Below are 20207 nucleotides of genomic sequence, written 5' to 3'. Positions count from 1 at the left end.
CTCACCGCTCCGCGAAGCGCTTCCGCTTTTCAGCGAAGGCGGCGACGGCCTCGCGCCGCTCGGGCAGCGCGAAGGTCAGCATCTCCAGCGCGGCCGAGGTGTCGAGCACCAGATGCGAGTACTGCTTGATGATCTTGTTGACGCTGTACTTGGTCCAGATGATGGATTCTCGCGGGCCGCTTGCAAGCATCTCGGCATATTCGACCGCCGCGTCCTTGACGTCCCTGCCCGAAATGACCTCGTTGATCATGCCCATGGCGGCGGCCTTCTCGGCGGAGATGAACTCGCCCGTCATCAGGTAGTGCTTCGCACGCACCGGCCCCATCAGCAGCGGCCAGATCACCGCGCCGCCGTCACCCGCAACCACGCCGGCCGTCACATGCGTATCGGCAAATCGCGCGGTCGGATTTGCGAAGATGACGTCGCAGAACAGAGCAAGCGTCGCCCCGAGCCCAACGGCAACGCCGTTGACGGCGGCCACGATCGGCACCTCGACCTCGAGCATGTTGCGGATCAGATGGCGTCCGCTCCTGGTCGGCGACGGCAGCGGGCCCTTGTCGAGCGACTTCTGATCGCCGCCCGAACAGAAGCCTCGCCCCGCGCCGGTCAGCACGATCGCGCGGACGTTCTTGTCGTGATCCAGCTCGACGAAAACCCGCTCCAGCTCCTCGTGCATGTCCCAATTGATGGCGTTCAGGATCTCCGGCCGGTTCATCGTGACAACGGCAACGCCGCTGGAGCGCTTCTCGACGATCAGATATTTGTAGCTGTGCTGTGACATTGGTTCTCCGTCCTGCTGTCCTGGAACTACTTTTGCGGCCGCATCGCGCGGATCTTGTCGAGGATCTCCTCGGTGGGTCGCACAACGTTGTTTCTGTCGTTGAAGTGCGGAATCACGTAGCGGCCGCACATTTCGATCGCCTCCATGATCTTCTCGTGGTTCACCGAATCGAGGTGAAGCAGGACTTCATCGATGCCCAATGCCTCGAATTTCTCGAGCTGACGGATGACGGTGTCCGGACTCCCGCAAACGGTGGTCGCCGATTCGTTGAGCAGGTAGTCCCAATCCTTTCCGGCGCGTTCTGCCGCCGGCTGGCTCTCGCTCATGTATGCGTAGTCACCGGAGAGCTTCGCCAGCCGGGGATAGGCGTCGGTCGCTATCCGGGCGTAGTGCATCAGAGGCTCAGCGTAGTCTTCCTTCGCCTTCTGGTCCGTGGCACCGATGCCAAAGAAGATCGGAAGGCCGATGCGAGAGCGATCGAGCGGGCCAAGCTCGTCACGCTTCCAGGCGCGACGGTAGGTCTTGATCAGCTTGGCTTGATAGTCCCACCCTTGGTAGATGTTGCTGCTCAGCACGGCGAACCCCTCGGCGCCTGCCCAGCTATGGCTCCGTTCACTTGTAGCAGCGATGCCGATCACTGGATGGGGCTTCTGAAGCGGCTTCGGAACCAGCATTCGCGGCGGAATCTGGTAATACTTGCCTTCGAAGGTGAAGATATCCTCGCGCATCGATTTCTTGAGCAGCGCGAGCCCCTCTTCCATTTGGGGGAGCGTTTCATTCGGGTCGACGTTGAAGGCCCGCATGGCGATGGTCGTGTTGGCGCGGCCGGCGTAGAACTCCATGCGGCCATGCGACAGAATATCGGTGACGGCCAGCCGCTCCGCCGAGCGCAGGGCGTGATTGATCTTCTGCGGCATCAGGGTCACCGCGGACCGCAGCTTCACGCGAGAGGTCACCGCGGCGAGATAGCCGTAGACCACCTCAGGGGCCGAGCTCGAGATGCCGCCGAGCGCGACGTGCTGCTCGGACAGCGCGACGCAGTCGAACCCCATCTTTTCCGCGAGGCGCACCTCATCAACCAGCTCATGAAGCCGGCGTGCATAGCTCTGCCCGACCTGGGTTTCCTGCTCCGACCAGAACCCGAACGAAAGTGCCATCTTCTAAGTCCTCTGGAAGATTCGAGATGGCAGAGGATTTCATAGGCGCGGCAACATTTTCGTCCGAATGCTGGTGGCGGCTGCGCAGCTTTCCAAATTTTATGCTGTCAGCAGCTGGCGGACCGCATGCCGGCGTCGCCTCATCTGGCCAACGAGGACGCCAGAAGATCCGCGATCGCCTCGAGGCATCGCGCGCCGATCTCGACCGTCGATCCATGCGGATCGCCAATGATCCCGTTGTGCGTGATCGACTTGATCCCGTTCTTCCACATGGACTCAAGCTGCGCTTCGGACAGCGCGCTCAGGTACCCGGCTTCGAACCGGTCCAGCCGCACACTATCGGGGCGGAGCCGCATCATGAGCGACGTCTCCGCGATGTCGGCGTGCCCGCCGACTGCGTTGGGGTCACCCCCGGCATCTCGGACGGCGCTTCGCCATGTGTCGATCCAGGCAATGGCGTCGCAGAACGCATCGATCTCAACGTCAGACGCGACCTCGCGCCTCAACCGCGGAAGCATGTCGCGCAGGACGGGAAAGTTTCCGATATGCCCGGAGAACAGCAGGATCCGCTTGAAACCATGCTGGGCGAGACTCGTGCAGTAATCCCGGCAGATCGCCTCGAAGGTTTCCGGTCGAAGCGAGATCGTACCGGGGAAGACAAGATGGTGGGCTGAACAGCCGACCTTGATCGTCGGAGCGATCAAAGCCGAGCCGAGATGCTGCGCCAGTCTTGCCGCGAGCGCCTCCGCGTGATCGGCATCCATGCAAAGCGGAAGATGCGGCCCATGCTGCTCGACCGCACCGCACGGTACCAAGACCGTCGAATATCCTTGCGCCAGGGCAGCCGACACCTCCTCGAAGCTCATGAGCTCCAGGCGGATTTCTTCAAGGGATGGCAGTACGGCCATTCATGCCTTCTTTGAATTCTTCGACAGGAAGCGGGCGCGCGCGTCTGCCGAGCTATCCCCGGTCAAATAGGCGCCGAGATCCTCGATCGTCATCGCCTCAAGCGAAGCGTCATCCATCTGTCCCGTCAAGTTCAACGAGCGCTTGATCGCGGCGAATAGCTTCTGCTCCTTCCCGCGAAGCTGCCTGCATACCTCCACGGCACGGTCCATCACCTTCACAGTGGTTGCGACCTCGCTGATCGCTCCGATTTCGAGCGCCTTCCGGGCGTCGACCAACTCGCCCCAGTAGAGCAATGCCTGCGCTTCCCGAAGTCCCAGTTTCCGCACGGCGTGCCGCATTCCCTTGGCCGCGGGCAGGAGACCGTGGTTGATCTCGGGAAACCCGACCATGCAGGTGTGGTCTGCGACCACGTAGTCGGCATGAAGCAGGAATTCGAAGGCGCCTCCGACCGCATAGCCGCGGACGGCGCACACCAGCGGGCCCGGATATCGCTCCATCTCGCACAGCAGCGCATGGAAGTTCCTCATGCGAGGTCTGGATATCTCGATGCCGGCGACTTCCTTGATGTCGCCTCCCGCACTGAAGAAGCGATCGCCTCCGCCGGTCAAGACGATACCTGGTGGTGAGGTTTGAGCGGACAACGCACGAATCGTGTCAAGCAAACGCTCGACCAGTCGGTTGTTCAAGGCATTCGCCGGCGGCCTGTTCATCGTCATCGTGACGATGTCGAGGTCGCGCTCGACGATGAGAGCGTCGTCGTTCTGCATGGCGACAGCCTATGTGGCGCGCCTCGGAATTGGTTGCCATACGACGCTTCCGTATCGGGGCGGATCGACACAAATCGCCGTCACGGCACAGGATCGCAGCATAATCTGCTTGATCTTGTCCCGGTTCCACGCCGGGCGGATCAATGCCGCGGGCGCGAAACACCACTACATTCCGAGATATGCGCGCTGAACCTCGGAATTGCTCAGCAATTCGTCGCTCGGTCCGTGCAGCACGATCGAACCGTTTTCCAGGACGTAGCCGCGATTGCTCAACGCAAGGGATTTCGCGACGTTCTGCTCGACCAGCAGCACCGTGATCCCCTGCGCGTGCAGGGACTTCACCACCCCAAACATCACGTCCGTCAAGGCGGGTGACAGTCCAATCGACGGCTCGTCGAACATCACGATTTCAGGCTTCGCCATGATCGCGCGCCCGATCGCCAGCATCTGCTGCTCGCCGCCCGAAAGCGTTCCGGCAAGCTGCCGCCTGCGCTCTCGAAGCCTTTCAAACAACTGGTAGACGAACTCAAGCGTTTCGAGCTGACCGGCCTTCGCGCGCTTCAGCGCGCCACCCAACAGCAAATTCTCTTCGACTGACAGGCTGCCAAAGATCTGTCGACCTTCGGCGACTTGCGCAATGCCGCGTTCGCAGATCTCCCACGGCGGCATCCCGGTGATATCGACGCCGTTCATCTTCACGGCGCCGGCCGAAGATGGAACGATGCCTGCGATCGATCTGATCAGCGAGGTCTTTCCCGCGCCATTCGCACCCACGACACAGATCAACTCACCCTTGTGGATCCGCAGGGAGACGCCGTTCAGGGCGTTCGATCCGTCGTAGGCAACACAAAGCCCGTCGATTGATAAGAGCGCCTCGTCAAGCATGGAAGCCTGTCCCCAGATAGCTCTCAAGGACCCTCGGGTCCGCGGCCACCTCGCCAGGACTTCCTTCGGCGATCCTGGCGCCGTGATGCAGCACGACGACACGCGACGCGACCTCCATCACGATGCGCATGACATGCTCGACGAGGAGGATCGTCAGCCCGGCTTCGGCAAGTCCCTGCAATACGCGGACAACGCTCGCGGCTTCGGTGGGACGGAGGCCCGCCATCACCTCGTCGAGCAGCAGCAGCTTGGGCCGGGTGGACAGCGCTTTGGCGGTTTCCAGCATTTTCCGATCCGGCAGCGTCAGCTGGTCGGTCCTTGCATTGGCCTTGCCGGCAAGTCCAACGCTTTCAAGGGACTCGTATGCCGTCGACCTGGCTTCGCTGACGTTCCGGGTCCAGCTGAAGGCGCCGACCATTGCGTTCTCGAGCACCGACATGTCGCGCATCGGCCGCACGATCTGGAATGTCCGCGCGATACCCATCCTGCAGACAAGTTCAGGCGGTGTATTCTCGATCGGGCGTCCCTCGAACAGCACCTCCCCGCTGGTCGGCTGCATGGCGCCCGCAACGAGGTTGAAACATGTCGTCTTTCCTGCCCCGTTCGGCCCGATCAACGCGGTGATCCGTCCGGCTTGCAGTGCGAAGCTGACATTGTTCACCGCGACCAATCCGCCGAACGATTTGGAGAGATTCTTCACCTCGAGCAAGGCCGTCATTCTTCGGCCTTTCTCGGTTGCGGCAGCCACACCCGGGACGGCAGCTGGATCGCCTTGCAGAGCCGCACCATCGCCGGCCAGATGCCGTCGGGCAGGAACCAGACGACGAGCACCAGCACGACACCGTAGGCGATGTTGTTCAGTCCCGGGATCCGCAGACTGTCGCCGAGCGCGCTCATCAGATGGTTCAGGGGAATAGCCGCGAGCGACCCGACCAGCGGACCAAACGTCGTGCCCAAGCCGCCGACCACGGGCCCGATCAGGACGTCGACGGAGAGCCCCATCCCCATGATCGAATCCGGGAATATCGATCCCTGCACCAGCGCCAGAATTCCGCCGCCCACGGCCGCCGTCGCCGCCGAGATCGCGATCACAAGGATCTTGTGCCGGAATGTGCGAACACCGAGCGCGCGTGCCGCCTGCTCGTCGTCCCGCATCGCTCGCCAGACGTATCCGAGATACGATCGCGAGATCAGTTCGGTGCCCACGATACCGAGGGCGGCCAGCGCAAGCGCGACAAAGTAGTAGAAGCGCGCGTCGCCCCGGAGCATCGAGAACTCGATCGCATTGGTCGGCGCGGCAAAGAACAGCCCCTGCATTGCGCCAACGAACTCCCAGCCGCTGAACATGATCCTGGCGAACTCGGCGGCGGCGATCGTCAGCAGCGCGAAATAGATGCCACGCACCTCGAACCGGAAGCTCAACCACGCCAGCATCGCGCCGACGGACCCGGCAAGGAACATCCCAAGCAGCAGGCCTATCCACGGAGAAATGCCGTACTTCACGTCGAGCACCGCAACTGAATAGGCTCCGAGGCCGACGAAGAGGGCATGACCGATCGAGAGTTGGCCACCGATCCCGAGCATCAGATTCCAGGATTGGCCGAGGAACGTGAACAGCAACACGATCGTCATCAACGAGATGAAGTAAGGATTTGCCAGCGCGCCGACCAGGGTAAGGGTCACGAAGACCATTGCTCCGGCAAGCCACGGCTTGATGTCGGCCGACCCCTCAAATCTCTTTTGCACCAAAGAAACCTCTCGGACGGAAAATCAGGATGATGATCAGGAGCGCATAGGGCAGCGCCGTCTTCATCGACGGGGTGAACATCAACGCTGCGATTGCCTCGGCCACGCCGATCAGCAGGCCGCCCAACAGCGCGCCGCTGAAGCTGCCGAGACCGCCGACGATCACCGTCACGAAAGCCAGCAGGGTAAAGTCGACGGCCAGATACGGTTGCGCGTCGAACAAGGGAGATATCAATGCGCCGGCGACGCCCGCGCAGGCCGCGCCAAGACCGAAGGTCACCGCATAGACCCGGGGGATGTTCAGACCGACGACCAGGCCGCCCAAACGGTTGTCCGCCGCCGCGCGCAAGGACCGGCCGAACGATGAAAACTTCAGATACGCCCCCAGCAGCGTGATGAGCAGGCCCGCGGTTGCTGCGGCCTGCAGACGCGCCAGATCCAAGGTCACGAATCCGAGCGATACGGTGTGAAACGACAGCTGCGAGGCGGTGGGGCGCGGATCCGGCCCGAACGTCACCAGCAGCGCGCCGGTGAAAAGCAACGATAGCCCGATGAAGACGATGAATTGATAATGATGCGGCCGATTGACGAACCGTTTGACGAGCAGGGTCTCCAGCAAATACCCGAAGACGAACATCACGACCGCCGCGATCACCGCCGCGACGATGATCGGAACGTCCCAAAGGCGGACAGCCCAATAGCCGATGTAGACGCCGAACACGACCATCTCACCATGCGCGAAGTTGACGACGCGCATGACGCCGAAAATGATCGTCAGGCCGAGCGCCACCAGGCCGTAGACGAGACCGAGCAGGACACCACTCGCGAGAACATTGAGCCAGAGAGACAGCATGAGCGATCACCGGCACTTGGGCACGGTGAATTCACCCTTCACATAGACGAGAGGCTCGCGATCGGTGTTGGTCGCCTGCGCGACCACTGCGCCGACGAAGATCGTATGACTGCCGGCATCGTATGAATCGGACACGCGGCAATCAAAGCTGCAGATCGCCTCGACGAGACTCGGCGCCCCCGTCGCGAGCTCGCGCCACAAACCTTCGCTGAAACGTATGTCGCCCTTGCTGCCGTCCTGGCCCGCGAATTTCTGCGCCAGCGCAGCGTGATCTGCCGTGAGGATGTTCCAGCAGAACGATCCGCTCTGCTTGATCGTATCGTGGGCGCCGGCCGACTTGTTGACGCAGACCAGCACGCTCGATGGCTCGGTCGACACCGAGCAACCGGCCGTCAATGTCAAACCGTGCCTGCCCGGCCGCGCGCCCGTCGTGACGATCGACACGGCGCCCGGGACGTTGCGCATGGCGCTGCGGAATTCCGTGCTGCTGAGCACCGGGTTGTCCTGACTGGGCATGGGCGAGACTCGTAGGTTCATGGTGGATTGCCCTGATACATGGAGCCGAAATGATGATCTGCGGGCCTACTTGGCCGCAGCCTGAAAGAGCTGGATCGTATTGTGCTGAGGGTCCTTGAAATGGGCCACCCGACCATGCGCTCCCATGTCCCTGATGTCGCCAAGCACCTCGGCCCCCTGAGCCCGCGCGCGATCGAGAGCAAACTCCAAATCATCCACCTCGAAGACGAGGACGGCATTCCGGGACGGCTCAGATACGGATTCAGCGGGACTTGCGACACAAAGGGCGGCCTTCTCTCCTGCGAACTGAATCCACTTGCCGCGGTCGGCGAAGCGGATCGTCAATCCGAGGGCCTCGTAGAACCCCGCCAGCTCTTCGGGTTCGACGGCAGTCAGATAGACGTGCTTGAGCTTCACTTTCTCACTCCCGATTCCGAACGGGCCCTCGATCTGCGATCTCCACAGGCCCCGATCGTCCGGAGATAGTCGCCCCGTTTGGTCGGCATTAATGCTCGAACAGATGGCTGCCCACATCGTTGAGCAGCATTATGTGCCGCGACATGCGCACCTTGGCGTCATTGCTCACCAGCGTTCGCGGCGAGCGGACGATGTCGATTTCAGCGCGTGCCAGCCCCGGGGGAGATTGACCGTTTTTCGATACAAGTCGTCATTTTGTCGAAATTCCCACGGTCGCGACTGCGGTTAGCATCGCTGTCATGGAGATGTCACCACGCGGGATAGCGCGCGGGACCGAACCTCGACGAAGCCACGGTTGCCAGGGAGAAATCGAATGACGACGACGGCTCTGGACAGGATCGACATCAAGATTCTGAATGAACTGCAGCAGAACGCCGACTTGACCAACGTCGAGCTTGCTTCGCGCGTCAATCTCTCACCTTCCCCCTGCCTCGCCCGCGTTCGCACGCTAGAGAAGCTCGGCGTGATCGACCGGCGAATTGCCGTGCTGGATCCGGCAGTCGTCGGGATCGGCGTGACTGCGTTCATCCAGGTCAAGCTCGAAAAGCAGGTGCAGCTCTCGCTCGAGAACTTCACGCGTTCGATCGATCGCCTGAACCAGGTGATGGAGTGTTACCTGATGACCGGCGATAGCGACTATCTGCTCCGCGTGATGGTGTCCGACATCGAGGCGCTTGAAGACCTCATCGTCAACAAGCTCTCGCGCATACCGGGCGTGACCAGCATTCGTTCGAACCTGGCCTTGAAGCGGATTTCCCACAAGACGGTGCTGCCTATCGACTCCAGCCAACCGGTTCAGATCAAGTCGTCCAGCTCGGCTTCCAGGCGAATCGAGAGACCGGCCAAGCCGCAATACGACACTGCCCTTCAGACGCGGATCGACGCCGGCATGAGCATCGAGACGTCGCGCGCGCTCAACCACAATGCAGCCAGCTTCTAGCGATCGGGCGGTACCCGACGTCAGAAGCGGCAACGGGAGCCGGCAGCGACAAGGCGATCGAGAAGCTCTGTCAGGATATTTGGGCGTCGAAACGCCGGGTCCAGTCGGCCGATCTGCCCTTCAAGACCATGAAGCGGGACACCTGGAAGGCACGCGACTGGTACGCGCGCGACACAATCCTCGAGGTGGCGGAGAGGGTGTCAGTCAATCCCCATTGAAAGATAAAGCGTTTTTTGGCATTTCCAGACCGGAACCCACCGTTTGGGCTACGGCCCAAAATGTGATTCTGCCGCAAATGTAGCATGACCGCCTGCGTTGAAGTTCATGAAACACAACCGCGCGCGAACACGACAAGCTTCGCGGAATTCGAAGCTCGGCCTGCACAGCGAGGCAGGCCGCTAGTGCGTTCCGGCTCGCGCATCGCGAGCGGGCTCGTCTCATGCTCCAAACATCGTCAGATCCGTTCGATGATGATCGCGGGAGCCATCCCTCCGGCCGCACACATGGTCACGAGACCTCGCCTGAGATCGCGTCGCTCGAGCTCATCGAGAACGGTCCCGATCAGGATCGTACCTGTCGCTCCGATCGGATGCCCCAGTGCGATCGAACCTCCATTGACGTTGATCTTGTCGCGATCAATCTTCAGATCGCGAATGTACTTTTCGACCACGACGGCAAAGGCCTCGTTGACCTCGAACAGGTCGATATCGCCGAGCGTCAATCCCGCCTTCGCGAGCACCTTGCGCGTCGCCGGGACCGGCGCGTTCATCATCAACGTCGGCGAATCGCCCATATTGGCGGTCGCGACAATTCGGGCCCGCGGCTTCAGGCCATGCTTCTCAGCATAGCCTGGCGATCCCAGCAGGATTGCGGCCGAACCGTCGACCACGCCCGACGAATTGCCGGCGTGATGCAGGAAATTGATGTCAAGGTCAGGATATCGGTCGAGGATCAGCTTTCGATAGGTGGTCCCGCGTTGGTCGAGCGGGTAATCCGCCATCGCCGCGAAGGCCGGCTTCAGCGTCGCCAGCCCCTCGAGCGTGCTGTCCGGCCTTGGATATTCGTCACGGTCGAGGGCAAGCGTGCCGTCCTCGCGATAAACCGGCACCAGGCTCTTGCTGAAGCGACCACCCTCGATCGCCGCGGTGGCGCGCCTCTGGCTCTCCAGTCCGAGTTGGTCCAGTTCTTGGCGCGTGATGCCTTCGAGCGTTGCCACCGCATCGGCGCAGACGCCCTGATGCGATTGCGGATGCCGGGCGCGCAGGCGCAGGTTTCCGGCGTCCATGACCATCGGTCCTTCGCCGCGGCGGCCTTCCATCGACATCATTTCGGTGCCGCCCGCGATCACGAGATCTTCGGAGCCCGACATGATCGCATGCGCGGCCATGGTCACGCTGGTGATGCCCGAGCCACAGAACCGATCCAGCGTGACGCCGCTGGCGCGGACATCGTATCCCGCGTCAAGCGCTGACATCCGCCCGAGATCGCCGCTCTGCTGGCCGCGTTGCGAGCTGGTGCCCCATACGATGTCGTCGACATCGGCGGTGTCGATGCCGGTGCGATCGGCGAGGGCGCGCAACACCGTCGCGCCGAGCTGCTGCGGGTGAATTCCGGAGAGAGCCCCCTTGCCGGCTTTGCCGATACCGCGCGGTGTCCTGCATGCATCGATGATCAGAGCGTCAACCATGTCATTGTGTCGAATGTTGGAGCGATTGGATTCGTGATTCCGAAGCGAACTGCCGAGCGACCAGGCCGCTACCCGACCTGCCGATCCTGCCCGGCCCAGTACTTTGCGCGCAGCACCTTCTTGTCCACCTTGCCCACCGCGGTCAGCGGCAGGCTTTCGACGAACTCGATCTGCTTGGGGACATGCGTGCCGCCTTTATGCCGCTTGACGAGATCCATCAGCGTTTCGGCGCTGGGCCGCTTGCCGGGCTTGGCGACGACCAGGGCCGTGACCGCTTCACCCCATTTGGGATGAGGTATGCCGATAACTGAGGCCATCGCCACATCGGGATGCGACGACAGCACGTCTTCCACCTCGCGGGGAAAGATGTTGAAGCCACCGGAGACGATCATGTCCTTCTTGCGATCGACGATGTAGAGATAGCCGCGCTCGTCGGCCCTTGCGATGTCGCCGGTGTGCAGCCAGCCGCCGGCGAAGGCCTCGGCGGTCTGCTCGGGCCGCTTCCAGTATCCCTCCATCGCCTGTGTGGCGCGAACGCAGATTTCTCCGGCATCGCCCGGCTGGACCTGCTGGTTGTTGTCATCCAGCAACGAGACGCCACAGGAGGCCAGCGGGAAGCCGCAGGATGCAAACAGTTCGGGACGCCTGGCGTCGTGATCGGCCCGCCCGAGCAGACTGATCGGGAAGCACTCGGTTTGGCCGTAGAGCTGCGCGAAGATCGGGCCGATACGCTCAAGCCCCTCCACCAGCCGCGTCGGCGACATCGGCGATGCGCCGTACAGCAGCAGTTCGAGTGACGAGAGATCCGTACTTGCGAGCTTCGCGCTGTCGAGCATCAGGTAGATCATGGTCGGGACCATCATGGTCACATTGATCTTCTGCCGCATGATGGTGGCAAGAAACTCTTCGGGGTCGAAGCCTTTCAGCAGATGCACGGTTCCGCCGCGCGACAGCGACGGCAAGACGAAGCTCCCCGAGACGTGCGTGATCGGCGCCGCGGCGAGATAGCGTGGCGTGTCGGGCAACCCGAACTCGACTGCGACCGACTGGGCCGACGCCACCAGAGCCCGATGACGGCGGATCGCTCCCTTCGACTTTCCGGTGGTGCCGCCGGTGTAGTTGACGATCGCAAGCTCATCGATGTTGGTGAGGTCGACAATCGGCACGGCGCCGACAGCGCGCGCCGCGGCAAGTAAATCGCGGCCGAACTCGCTCCGCCCCATGGTGAATGTCAACCTGAGCTGCGTGGCGGCGCCGGCTGCAAGTTCTGCCCCGCGCTGGCCGTGCGTCTTCGGGTCGACGATCAAGGCCGTCGCCTCGATGTCTTCGATGACAGCAAGGTGATCCGCGAGCGAGCCGAGCGGGTGCAGCCAGGTGATGACGAGGCCAAGCGCCTGCGCCGCAACGCCCGCGCACCACGTCTCGGCGCTGTTGGCGCTCAAGAGCGCGACGACGTCACCCTTTCCGAGACCGGCCTGAACCATTCCCGACTGCAAGTCGGCGATCAGGTCACGCACCGCGGAATAGGTCATGCTGCCGTCATTCCAGACGAATGCCTGGCGGTCCGGAAACCGCGACAGTGCGCGCAGGATCATCGTTGTCGTGGTCGGCGCAAACCCGATTTGCTCGTTCACTGTTCACCTCCTGCCCAAGCTGGCTTCTTGTTCGATCAACCGGCCGGACTGCCGACCTCGCCATTCATGACGGGACCAAACAGCTCCCACACGCGTCCATCGAAGCGTCGCATCTGCAGCTGTTCGACCGGAAAGAAATCGGTTGCGCTGGTGTTGACCTTGATGCCCGGCAGCAGGACGTCGACCTCGAAATCCCTGAGATTTGCCGCCTGCCGCATCACGTTCGCGCGGGACAGATCGTAGCCGCATCGCCGCAGGACCTCGACCAGCGTCTGGGTCGCCATGTAGGACGAGACGTAGCCCTGGTCCGCCTTGTTCACGCCCGGCATGTACTTGTCCATGAAGGCGTTCCACTTGATCATCTTCGGATCGTCCTTCCACAGCGGATCGGACGGATCCTTGGTGTAGGCCGTGCTGAGCAGACCCTTGGCGTTGTCCAGCCCGGCCGGCTGCAACACCGACCCGATCGACCCGGAAACGCTGCTGATGAAATGCATCGGTTTCCAGCCGAGCTCGGCGACCTTCCGAATCGCCAGGGCCGCGAACCTCGGCGACGTCAGATCGACAAACACGTCGGCATTCGCCGTCTTGAGCTTCACGATCTGCGAGTCGGCGGTCGGATCGGAAATCTCGTAGGTTGCTTCTGCAACGATCAGCGCCGTCTTCTCGCCAAGGCCGTCCTTCAGGCCCTTGAGCACATCCTTGCCGAAGTCGTCATTCTGGTACAGGACGCCGATCCTCGCTTGCGGACGATGCTCGAGGATATACTTTGCGAAGATCCGCCCCTCGCTCTGATAGTTCGGCTGGAAGCCCATCGTCCAAGGGAAGTTCTTCGGATCGCCCCATTTGGTCGCTCCAGAGGCGACAAAGAGCTGGGGAACCTTCTTGGTGTTGAGATATTTCTGGATCGCCGTATTCCCCGGCGTTCCAAGCGGCTGGAAGATCAGCAGCACATCGTCGTTCTCGACGAGCTTCCTCGCCTGTTCAACGGTCTTCGGCGGACTATAGGCATCATCATAGGTGACGAATGTGATCTTGCGGCCATTGATGCCGCCTTCATCATTGATCATCCGGAAATAGGCTTCGCTCGCCTTGCCGATGACGCCGTAGGCGGATGCAGGTCCGCTATATGGCATGATGTTTCCGATCTTGATCTCGGTGTCGCTGGCACCGGGATCGTACTTCCTCTGCGCGTCCGCCGGCGTGCTCGCCACCGCAACGCAGGCCGCGAGTGCCAAGGCTCCGACCATCAGGTCCTTGCAGGTCATTTCATGTCCTCGGGTTTACTTGTCGTGATGGGTTGACGAGACCTCGTGGCCCGACTTCTCAGCGTCCGCGCCAGACCGGCTTTCGCTTTTCGGCGAAGGCGCGAAGACCTTCCGTGCGATCCTCGGCCTCGAACGCGATCGCTGCGATCGGAGCCTGTCGGCTCCAGGCCTCCTCATCGGTCCAGTTCGCCGACTGGAGCATGATCTCCTTGGACGCGGCGAGCGCGGTGGGACCATTCACCAGCAGCTCCTCCGCGAAAGCGATCGCGGCGGCCAACGCGTGTCCCGGCTCGCTGATGCGGTTCACCAGCCCATAATGCCGGAAGAACTCGGCATCGTGGAAACCGCCGGTGAGCGCTAACTCCATCGCGACATGGTAGGGAATGCGCCGCGGCAGCCGAAACAGCCCGCCGCCCACCGCCGCAACGTTGTGCCTCACTTCGGGAAGCCCCATCCTTGCGTTCCGTGCGGCAACGACGAGGTCGCAGGACAGGCAAAGCTCGAGCCCGCCGCCGACCGCAAATCCTTCCACCGCCGCGATCAGCGGCTTGCGTGACGGACGCTTGAACATGCCGAAGCCACCGCGCTCGGTCACCGCGCGCTCGTTACGCGCGACCGCCTTCAGGTCGGCTCCGGCGGAGAACGTGCCGCCGGCCCCGGTGATGACGCCGACGAAGAGATCGTCCTCTGCGTCGAGCAGGTCCATCGCGGCATGCATCGCCTGGGCGGACGCATGGTCGAAGGCGTTTTTCGCCTCCGGGCGATTGATGGTGATGACCAGGATATGGCCGCGCCGCTCGGTCAGAACACGTTCACTCATTTTGTCCCCGTTTCGAATCACATTGAGAAGGAGAAGCCGCCATTCACGCCGGCTGCGGCTCGGCTTGACCGAGAAATCCGACGCCGAGCTCGCGCAGCCTCGAAACACCCGAAGGATCGAATCCCCATTGCCGCAGCGCGGCGTCGCCACGTTCACCGCGCCGCGGCGCGGACTTAAGCGCTTGCGACGGAGTGCCGAGGAACCGCGGCGCCGGGGCCGGCTGGATGACGCCATCGATTTCGATGAAGTTGCCGCGGGCGCGATTTTGCGGATGATGCGGCGCCTCCGAGAAGGCGAGCACCGGCGTCACGCAGGCGTCGCTGCCCTCGAAGATGGTGCACCATTCGTCTCGGGTCTTGCCGAGAAACACCCTTGCGAAGGCATTGCGCAGCGCCGGCCAGCCGCTGCGATCGTACTGCTTGGGAAGATCGGCCCCGGCAAGGCCCAGTCGTTTGACGAGTTCGGCATAGAACCGCTGTTCGACGGCGCCCACGGCCATGTAGTGGCCATCAAGCGTGCGATAGCTGTCGTACCATGGCGCGCCGCCATCGAGAATGTTGCTGCCGCGTTGCTCTTGCCAGCCACCTCCGGCCACCAGACCCCACATGATCGACCCGAGTTGCGCCGCACCTTCGATCATCGCGGCATCGACGACCTGTCCCGCCCCGCCCCGCTGCACATTGAGCAGCGCAGCGACCACCCCGAGCGCGAGCAGCATGCCCCCGCCGCCGTAGTCGCCAACCAGATTGAGCGGCGGCAGGGGCCGGCCGCCCGCCAGACCGATCGCCGACAGGACACCCGATAGCGCGATGTAGTTGAGATCGTGGCCGGCATCGCCGGCGAGCGGACCGGTCTGCCCCCAGCCGGTCATCCGTGCATAGACCACCCGCGGATTGCGTTCGAGCACCAGATCAGGACCGAGGTCGAGCCGCTCCATCGTCCCCGGACGGAATCCCTCGATCAGCACATCGGCTTTTTCGATCAGTTCAAGGACAGCAGATGCCGCAGAAGGCGATTTCAGATCGAGCGTGATCGAACGGCGCCCGCGGCCGGTGATGTCGACCGGCTTTCCGGTGCGACGCGGCCCAAGGTCTTGCGGCGGCGACGGCCGATCGATCCTGAGCACGTCCGCCCCCATGTCCGCGAGCAACATCGCGCCGAAAGGGGCTGGCCCAATCGCCTCGAATTCGAGGACGCGAATTCCGGACAAAACGCTCAATTTTGCTCCGATCAGCTTGTGTGCCGGTGTCAGCTTGCGCCAGAACTACACCTGACAGAGGCTACGCCGCCCCACCCGCTCCGGGTGGTCTGCATGACACCGGGCCGCTTTATGTGGCCTCGACACCGTCAGGCTGGTGGAACGGGATCTCGGCGTGGGATGGAGGAACAACTGAGATGGTGACCCGTCCGTCGGACGAAGCAGGTCCGTCACACGAGGTCCTGCAGCCCATCGTCAGCACCAAGCTGTTTCCGCCGCGCGAAGGCGGCCGCCTGCTCCCGCGGGACCACCTGATTGCCCGGCTCGTCAAGGCACGGCGACAACGCTGTGTGCTGGTGCACGGCCCGGCCGGCTCCGGCAAGACGTCGATCGTTGCAGCCTGGCGCCGCGAGCTGCTTACGCTCGGCTTTGATGTGGCCTGGTTGACGCTCGCCCCTGACGACAACGAGGTTTCCCGCTGGCTGGACTACGTTCTTGCGAGCTTCGCCCAGGTCGATCCGGCCATCAGTCAGGCTGCGTCGCAACTGGCGGGGCGCGGCATCGACCGCGAGGCCGTCGAGCGCACGCTCATTGCGCTCGTGCGAAGTATCGCGATACGGCCGCGAGAGATCGTGCTGGTGCTGGACGACCTCCATTTGCTGACGGATACGGCAAGCCATTGGGCTCTGCAATGGCTGCTCGATCAGTCGCCTCACAACCTCCATGTCGTTCTTGTCTGTCGTAGCGCCGCTCCGATCTCGCTGTCGCGGCTGCGCGATCAGCAGAGCATATTCGAGCTCGATTTTCAGGACCTGCGCTTTTCCCAGGCCGAGACCGATGCGTTTCTCCAGAGCCGGTTCGGCAAGAGCGACCGGCGCGCCGCCCGGCGTCTCTACGAACTCACGGACGGGTGGGTGGCGGGCCTCCAGCTTCTGTCGATCGGCTGGTCCAGGAAGGGCGCCACAAGGGAAATCAGGCTCGCGTCCCGCATCCACCTCCAGGACGCGCAATCATTCGCCGACTATTTCGAGCATGAGATCCTGTCAAAACTGTCCAATGACGAGCGCGCGCTGCTCGAGACGGCGTCGATCTGCACGCGGTTCTGTGCCTCCATCTGCGCCGCACTGCTGGGCAGGGAGCAAGACGGCGCCAGCATCGAAGCACTGTTGGCAAACCTGGCAACGCAAAACGGCTTCATCATCCCGGTCGAATCGTCGGAACGCGTGCTCTGGTATCGCTTTCATCCCCTGCTCGGCGAAGCCATGCGCGGCCGGTTTCGCCAGCGTGCGGACGTGCAACAGCGGCAATGCCACAAGGCGGCATGGATCTGGCTCCGCGAGCATGGCTATGTCGATGAGGCTGTTCGCCACGCCATCTCCGCCGACGAAGCGGCCGCGGCTGCCGACCTGCTGGATCAATATGGGCAGGACCTGCTTGCGCGTGGGGATGTCCGTAACCTCAACAGCCTGGTTCGCCTGCTTCCGGAGCACGAGGTACAGTCGCGCACAAACCTGCGGCTCTGGATGGCCCGATCGCAGCTTCTGGCGCGCCAACTGGACGCCTGCGGTGACAGCCTCGAGCAGCTCGAAGCCGATCTGCCGGCAAGCGACGCGTCCGCGCGATTTGCGCTTGCGCTTCTGAAGGCGACGCTGGCGGTCGCGCGCGACGACACCGACGCGGCGATGCTGGTCCTTCCGCAGTTGCTGCATCCGCCGGCAGGCGTCGATCCGGCCGCCATCGGCGGACGCGACAACATCCTGTCCTGGTTATACATGCATCGCGCAAATTACGAACTGGCGCGACAGGTGCAGCTCGGATCCCCTTCGACCGGAGCCGGCGGGACGCCCCTTCTCGGCACTCCCGGCGGCCGCCTGCAGGGCCGCTGCCTGGTCGGGCTCAGCTATGCGCTTCAGGGCCAGATCATCGAAGCGGAGCGGATCTATCGCGACGTTCTCTACGAATCGGAGCAACGTGGCCCATCCTGCATCGATCCCGCCTGCCTGGCTGCGGCGCTGCTTGGAGAGGCGCTCTATGAACTCAATGATCCCCTGGCCGCCCTGCAACTGCTGGACGATCGCGTCGACGTGCTCGAACGCGTTTCGATTCCCGACTCCGTGCTGCGGGTCCTTTCGGTGCTCTCCGCCTCACATTGGCTCGCCGGCCGGCGCCAGGAGGCCCTTGCCTATCTCGAGCGACTTGAAGACTACGCGCTGAACCTCAAGCTCGATCGATTGCTCGCACACAGCCTCGGCGAACAGGTTCGACGCCATCTCGAGCAAGGTGAGTTCGAAACGGCGAAACGCAAGCTCGCCGGCCTCGACAAAATCGGGCGGCGGCATCCGAAGTCGGGCAGCAATCTGGGCGACGAGATTTTCATCATCGTCGAGCGGGCGCATGTCAGAGACGACATTGCGGTCGGCCGCTATGAGGCCGCCGCAGCCCGGCTCGATTCGCTGATCGAGATCTGCGAAGCGCGTGGCCATCAGCAGATCGTGGCCATGCTCCAGCTTCAAAGTGCTCTTGTCGCGAAGCGACGCGGCATGGGCGAGCAGGCCGACGCGATGACACTGGAGGCGCTGCGTCTCGGCCATCGGCTCGGCCTCGTGCGAAGCCTGCTCGATGCGGATGCCTCCGCGCTCGACCTCGTCCGCTCGCGCGGCGCGGCGCCGGGCTTTGATGTCCTGCTGTCATTCTATGTCGAGCATCTGCGCGACGCGGACCTGCCGGCGCGGCGGGCCGCGCCCGCCTCGCGCAATGATACAGCCGAGAGCCGTTCCGGACTGCTGGAGAGCCTTAGCGATCGCGAACTCGACGTCATTCGCATGCTTGCGCAGGCGTTTCCCAACAAGAAAATCGCGCGGGCGCTCGGCCTTTCGCCCGATACCGTGAAATGGCACCTCAAGAACATCTACGGCAAGCTCGGCGTCGCCGGTCGCGATGACGCCGTCGCGCGCATGCGCGACCTCGGATGGAACGCGAACGGCCAAGCGGCACGTTCACCGTGAGGTGACGCCCCCAGTCTCCGCCCACGCCGCGCTTCGGCCACAACAGGCCGTCAAAGCTGGCGGGAAATCAGGTCGCGCATGACCTCGCTGGTTCCGCCGTAGATTCGGCTGACGCGCATGTCGACGAACGATCTGGCGATCGGATATTCCATCATGTAGCCATAACCACCGTGGAGCTGCACCATTTCGTCGAGCGCCTTCCCGAGCGTCTCGGTCGCGAACAGCTTTGCGATCGCCGACTCCTGAAGCGTCAACCCGCGCTTCATATGCTCGGCGAGGTAATGATCGACCATCAGCCGGACTGCCACGGCCTGCGCCTTGATATCGGCAAGCTTGAACTTCGTGTTCTGAAAATCCCACACTGTATGGCCGAAGGCTTTCCGTTCCTTGACATAGGCCAGCGTGTGATCAAGCGCGGCCTCCAGACGCGCTGCAGCCGATACCGCAATCGAGAAGCGCTCCTGCGGCAATTCACCCATCAGATATTTGAATCCCATCCCCTCTTCGCCGAGCCTGTTGCTGACGGGGACCCGGACGTTGTCGAAGAACAACTCGGCCGTATCCGCGGCATGCTGCCCGACCTTCTTCAGCTTGCGCCCTCGCCGGAACCCCGCACGATCCGCCTCGACGACGATGAGGCTCATGCCCTTGGCGCCGGCGTTTGCGTCCGTCTTGCAAACCACGATGACGATGTCGGAGTTCAGGCCATTGCTGATGAAGGTCTTGCTTCCGTTGATGACGTAATCGTCGCCATCCCTGACCGCGGTCGTCCGTATCGACTTGAGATCGCTGCCCGTGCCCGGCTCGGTCATCGCGATCGACAGAATCAGTTCACCGGAACAGGCGCGCGGCAGCCACTTCCTCTTCTGTTCCTCGTTTCCGACCCGCGCGATGTATGGCGCGATGATATCGGAGTGCACCTGAAAGCCAGGTCCGCTTATGTTGGCGCGTGCCATTTCCTCCGCCATCACCACGGCATGGCCGAAGTCGCCACCCCCGCCGCCATATTCTTCCGGCAGGATGACCCCCAGTAGGCCCTCCTGGCCGGCCTTGAGCCAAACCTCGCGGTCGACACGTCCCGCATCGTCCCATTCCTCCTGCCGCGGCACGCATTCACGTTCGATGAAGCGGCGAACCGTAGCGCGGAACATTTCGTGGTCTTCGCGAAAGACGGAGCGAGCGATCTGCATCTGGAAGGTCTCTTGGGCCCGGGAGCCGTTTGGGTTCAGTCCGGAAGCTAGCCGGTGCGGCCTGAAGTTCGACCACCCGCGTTGGGTAGGGTCGGGGGCGGGGCGACATCGCCTGAAACGATCCAGGCGAGGCCGATCCCTGATTATGGTCAGGACGGCTTGCGCGGTCTTGATCGCGCTCCGCCCGCTCCATCTCGACGACGAAGATCTCGGACCGGGGTGGTTGCGCGCCTTCCGCAAGATCATTTGCGGCACGGGAGCTGCTTCCCGGCGCGCCGCTACGCTTCCCCTTGCACCTCGCCCGGGGCTCGTTCATCTTCATGGCGAACAACGCCGGTGGATGCATCGGCATAGATGTTGCCCCGCCAAGGAAG

The 20207-nt window shown here is 62.8% G+C and carries 18 protein-coding genes; 2 read left to right on the top strand and 16 right to left on the bottom strand.

The features are described 5' to 3' along the window. Position 1 precedes the first annotated feature (1 nt). From ACE103_RS01970 to ACE103_RS01925, 10 genes are all read right to left on the bottom strand, one after another. The gene (locus ACE103_RS01970; RefSeq protein ID WP_375778129.1) at positions 2–781 is read right to left on the bottom strand and encodes an enoyl-CoA hydratase/isomerase family protein; all 780 of its coding nucleotides are present in this window, start codon (positions 779–781) and stop codon (positions 2–4) included. Positions 782–807: 26 nt separating this feature from the next. Next, entirely contained in the window at positions 808–1938 is a 1131-nt protein-coding gene (locus ACE103_RS01965) for an LLM class flavin-dependent oxidoreductase (RefSeq protein ID WP_375778128.1), read from the bottom strand. 140 nt (positions 1939–2078) lie between these two features. Further along, a complete protein-coding gene (locus ACE103_RS01960; protein WP_375778127.1) occupies positions 2079–2846 on the bottom strand; it encodes a creatininase family protein in 768 nt (255 codons plus the stop codon). Next, entirely contained in the window at positions 2847–3614 is a 768-nt protein-coding gene (locus ACE103_RS01955; RefSeq protein ID WP_375778126.1) for an enoyl-CoA hydratase/isomerase family protein, read from the bottom strand. A 165-nt stretch (positions 3615–3779) separates the two neighbouring features. Further along, the gene (locus ACE103_RS01950; RefSeq protein ID WP_375778125.1) at positions 3780–4499 is read right to left on the bottom strand and encodes an ABC transporter ATP-binding protein; all 720 of its coding nucleotides are present in this window, start codon (positions 4497–4499) and stop codon (positions 3780–3782) included. Next, positions 4492–5217: an ABC transporter ATP-binding protein gene (locus ACE103_RS01945; protein ID WP_223974557.1), complete on the bottom strand. Its 726-nt coding sequence runs from the start codon at positions 5215–5217 to the stop codon at positions 4492–4494. Before ACE103_RS01945 ends, ACE103_RS01950 begins: the two co-directional genes overlap by 8 nt. Then, entirely contained in the window at positions 5214–6245 is a 1032-nt protein-coding gene (locus tag ACE103_RS01940) for a branched-chain amino acid ABC transporter permease (RefSeq protein WP_375778124.1), read from the bottom strand. Before ACE103_RS01940 ends, ACE103_RS01945 begins: the two co-directional genes overlap by 4 nt. Beyond that, complete coding sequence (locus tag ACE103_RS01935; protein ID WP_375778123.1) at positions 6229–7098, bottom strand: branched-chain amino acid ABC transporter permease; 870 nt, start codon at positions 7096–7098, stop codon at positions 6229–6231. Before ACE103_RS01935 ends, ACE103_RS01940 begins: the two co-directional genes overlap by 17 nt. Positions 7099–7104: 6 nt before the next feature. Continuing rightward, a complete protein-coding gene (locus ACE103_RS01930; RefSeq protein WP_375778122.1) occupies positions 7105–7614 on the bottom strand; it encodes a flavin reductase family protein in 510 nt (169 codons plus the stop codon). Positions 7615–7680: 66 nt separating this feature from the next. Beyond that, positions 7681–8031 carry a VOC family protein gene (locus ACE103_RS01925; RefSeq protein WP_375778121.1) on the bottom strand — a complete coding sequence of 117 codons (351 nt, stop codon included), beginning with the start codon at positions 8029–8031 and terminating at the stop codon, positions 7681–7683. Positions 8032–8404: 373 nt separating this feature from the next. On the opposite strand from ACE103_RS01925, the gene ACE103_RS01920 reads away from it, so the two are divergent. After that, on the top strand, positions 8405–9031 hold the full coding sequence (locus ACE103_RS01920; protein WP_375778120.1) for an Lrp/AsnC family transcriptional regulator: 627 nt from the start codon (positions 8405–8407) through the stop codon (positions 9029–9031). A 454-nt stretch (positions 9032–9485) separates the two neighbouring features. Here the strand turns inward: ACE103_RS01920 and ACE103_RS01915 are convergent, their stop codons facing one another. From ACE103_RS01915 to ACE103_RS01895, 5 genes are all read right to left on the bottom strand, one after another. Further along, the gene (locus tag ACE103_RS01915; protein WP_223974534.1) at positions 9486–10718 is read right to left on the bottom strand and encodes an acetyl-CoA C-acetyltransferase; all 1233 of its coding nucleotides are present in this window, start codon (positions 10716–10718) and stop codon (positions 9486–9488) included. Positions 10719–10786: 68 nt separating this feature from the next. After that, a complete protein-coding gene (locus tag ACE103_RS01910; RefSeq protein ID WP_375778119.1) occupies positions 10787–12352 on the bottom strand; it encodes an AMP-binding protein in 1566 nt (521 codons plus the stop codon). A 35-nt stretch (positions 12353–12387) separates the two neighbouring features. Beyond that, a complete protein-coding gene (locus tag ACE103_RS01905) occupies positions 12388–13620 on the bottom strand; it encodes an ABC transporter substrate-binding protein (RefSeq protein ID WP_375778118.1) in 1233 nt (410 codons plus the stop codon). Between the two features lie 58 nt (positions 13621–13678). Beyond that, positions 13679–14440: a crotonase/enoyl-CoA hydratase family protein gene (locus ACE103_RS01900; protein ID WP_375778117.1), complete on the bottom strand. Its 762-nt coding sequence runs from the start codon at positions 14438–14440 to the stop codon at positions 13679–13681. A 43-nt stretch (positions 14441–14483) separates the two neighbouring features. After that, the gene (locus tag ACE103_RS01895; protein ID WP_375781307.1) at positions 14484–15593 is read right to left on the bottom strand and encodes a CaiB/BaiF CoA transferase family protein; all 1110 of its coding nucleotides are present in this window, start codon (positions 15591–15593) and stop codon (positions 14484–14486) included. A gap of 242 nt (positions 15594–15835) precedes the next feature. Between ACE103_RS01895 and ACE103_RS01890 the strand changes: the two genes are divergently transcribed. After that, a complete protein-coding gene (locus tag ACE103_RS01890; RefSeq protein ID WP_375778116.1) occupies positions 15836–18643 on the top strand; it encodes a LuxR C-terminal-related transcriptional regulator in 2808 nt (935 codons plus the stop codon). 50 nt (positions 18644–18693) lie between these two features. Here ACE103_RS01890 and ACE103_RS01885 read toward each other — a convergent pair whose 3' ends face one another. Further along, positions 18694–20073: an acyl-CoA dehydrogenase family protein gene (locus ACE103_RS01885; protein ID WP_375778115.1), complete on the bottom strand. Its 1380-nt coding sequence runs from the start codon at positions 20071–20073 to the stop codon at positions 18694–18696. Positions 20074–20207: the final 134 nt, after the last annotated feature.

Origin of the sequence: Bradyrhizobium sp. ma5 (assembly GCF_042258955.1) — a bacterium.
Taxonomy (GTDB): domain Bacteria; phylum Pseudomonadota; class Alphaproteobacteria; order Rhizobiales; family Xanthobacteraceae; genus Bradyrhizobium.
The sequence above is the reverse complement of the archived record's forward strand: the minus strand, read 5'-3'. Positions and strand labels throughout refer to the sequence as shown.

What these genes read in the sequence shown, in the direction of transcription:
- ACE103_RS01970 (WP_375778129.1), bottom strand. Translation starts at nt 781, where the DNA reads ATGTCACAGCACAGCTACAAATATCTGATCGTCGAGAAGCGCTCCAGC.
- ACE103_RS01960 (WP_375778127.1), bottom strand. Translation starts at nt 2,846, where the DNA reads ATGGCCGTACTGCCATCCCTTGAAGAAATCCGCCTGGAGCTCATGAGC.
- ACE103_RS01930 (WP_375778122.1), bottom strand. Translation starts at nt 7,614, where the DNA reads ATGCCCAGTCAGGACAACCCGGTGCTCAGCAGCACGGAATTCCGCAGC.
- ACE103_RS01905 (WP_375778118.1), bottom strand. Translation starts at nt 13,620, where the DNA reads ATGACCTGCAAGGACCTGATGGTCGGAGCCTTGGCACTCGCGGCCTGC.
- ACE103_RS01935 (WP_375778123.1), bottom strand. Translation starts at nt 7,098, where the DNA reads ATGCTGTCTCTCTGGCTCAATGTTCTCGCGAGTGGTGTCCTGCTCGGT.
- ACE103_RS01895 (WP_375781307.1), bottom strand. Translation starts at nt 15,593, where the DNA reads ATGTTGCTCGCGGACATGGGGGCGGACGTGCTCAGGATCGATCGGCCG.
- ACE103_RS01915 (WP_223974534.1), bottom strand. Translation starts at nt 10,718, where the DNA reads ATGGTTGACGCTCTGATCATCGATGCATGCAGGACACCGCGCGGTATC.
- ACE103_RS01920 (WP_375778120.1), top strand. Translation starts at nt 8,405, where the DNA reads ATGACGACGACGGCTCTGGACAGGATCGACATCAAGATTCTGAATGAA.
- ACE103_RS01900 (WP_375778117.1), bottom strand. Translation starts at nt 14,440, where the DNA reads ATGAGTGAACGTGTTCTGACCGAGCGGCGCGGCCATATCCTGGTCATC.
- ACE103_RS01890 (WP_375778116.1), top strand. Translation starts at nt 15,836, where the DNA reads ATGGTGACCCGTCCGTCGGACGAAGCAGGTCCGTCACACGAGGTCCTG.
- ACE103_RS01965 (WP_375778128.1), bottom strand. Translation starts at nt 1,938, where the DNA reads ATGGCACTTTCGTTCGGGTTCTGGTCGGAGCAGGAAACCCAGGTCGGG.
- ACE103_RS01955 (WP_375778126.1), bottom strand. Translation starts at nt 3,614, where the DNA reads ATGCAGAACGACGACGCTCTCATCGTCGAGCGCGACCTCGACATCGTC.
- ACE103_RS01950 (WP_375778125.1), bottom strand. Translation starts at nt 4,499, where the DNA reads ATGCTTGACGAGGCGCTCTTATCAATCGACGGGCTTTGTGTTGCCTAC.
- ACE103_RS01945 (WP_223974557.1), bottom strand. Translation starts at nt 5,217, where the DNA reads ATGACGGCCTTGCTCGAGGTGAAGAATCTCTCCAAATCGTTCGGCGGA.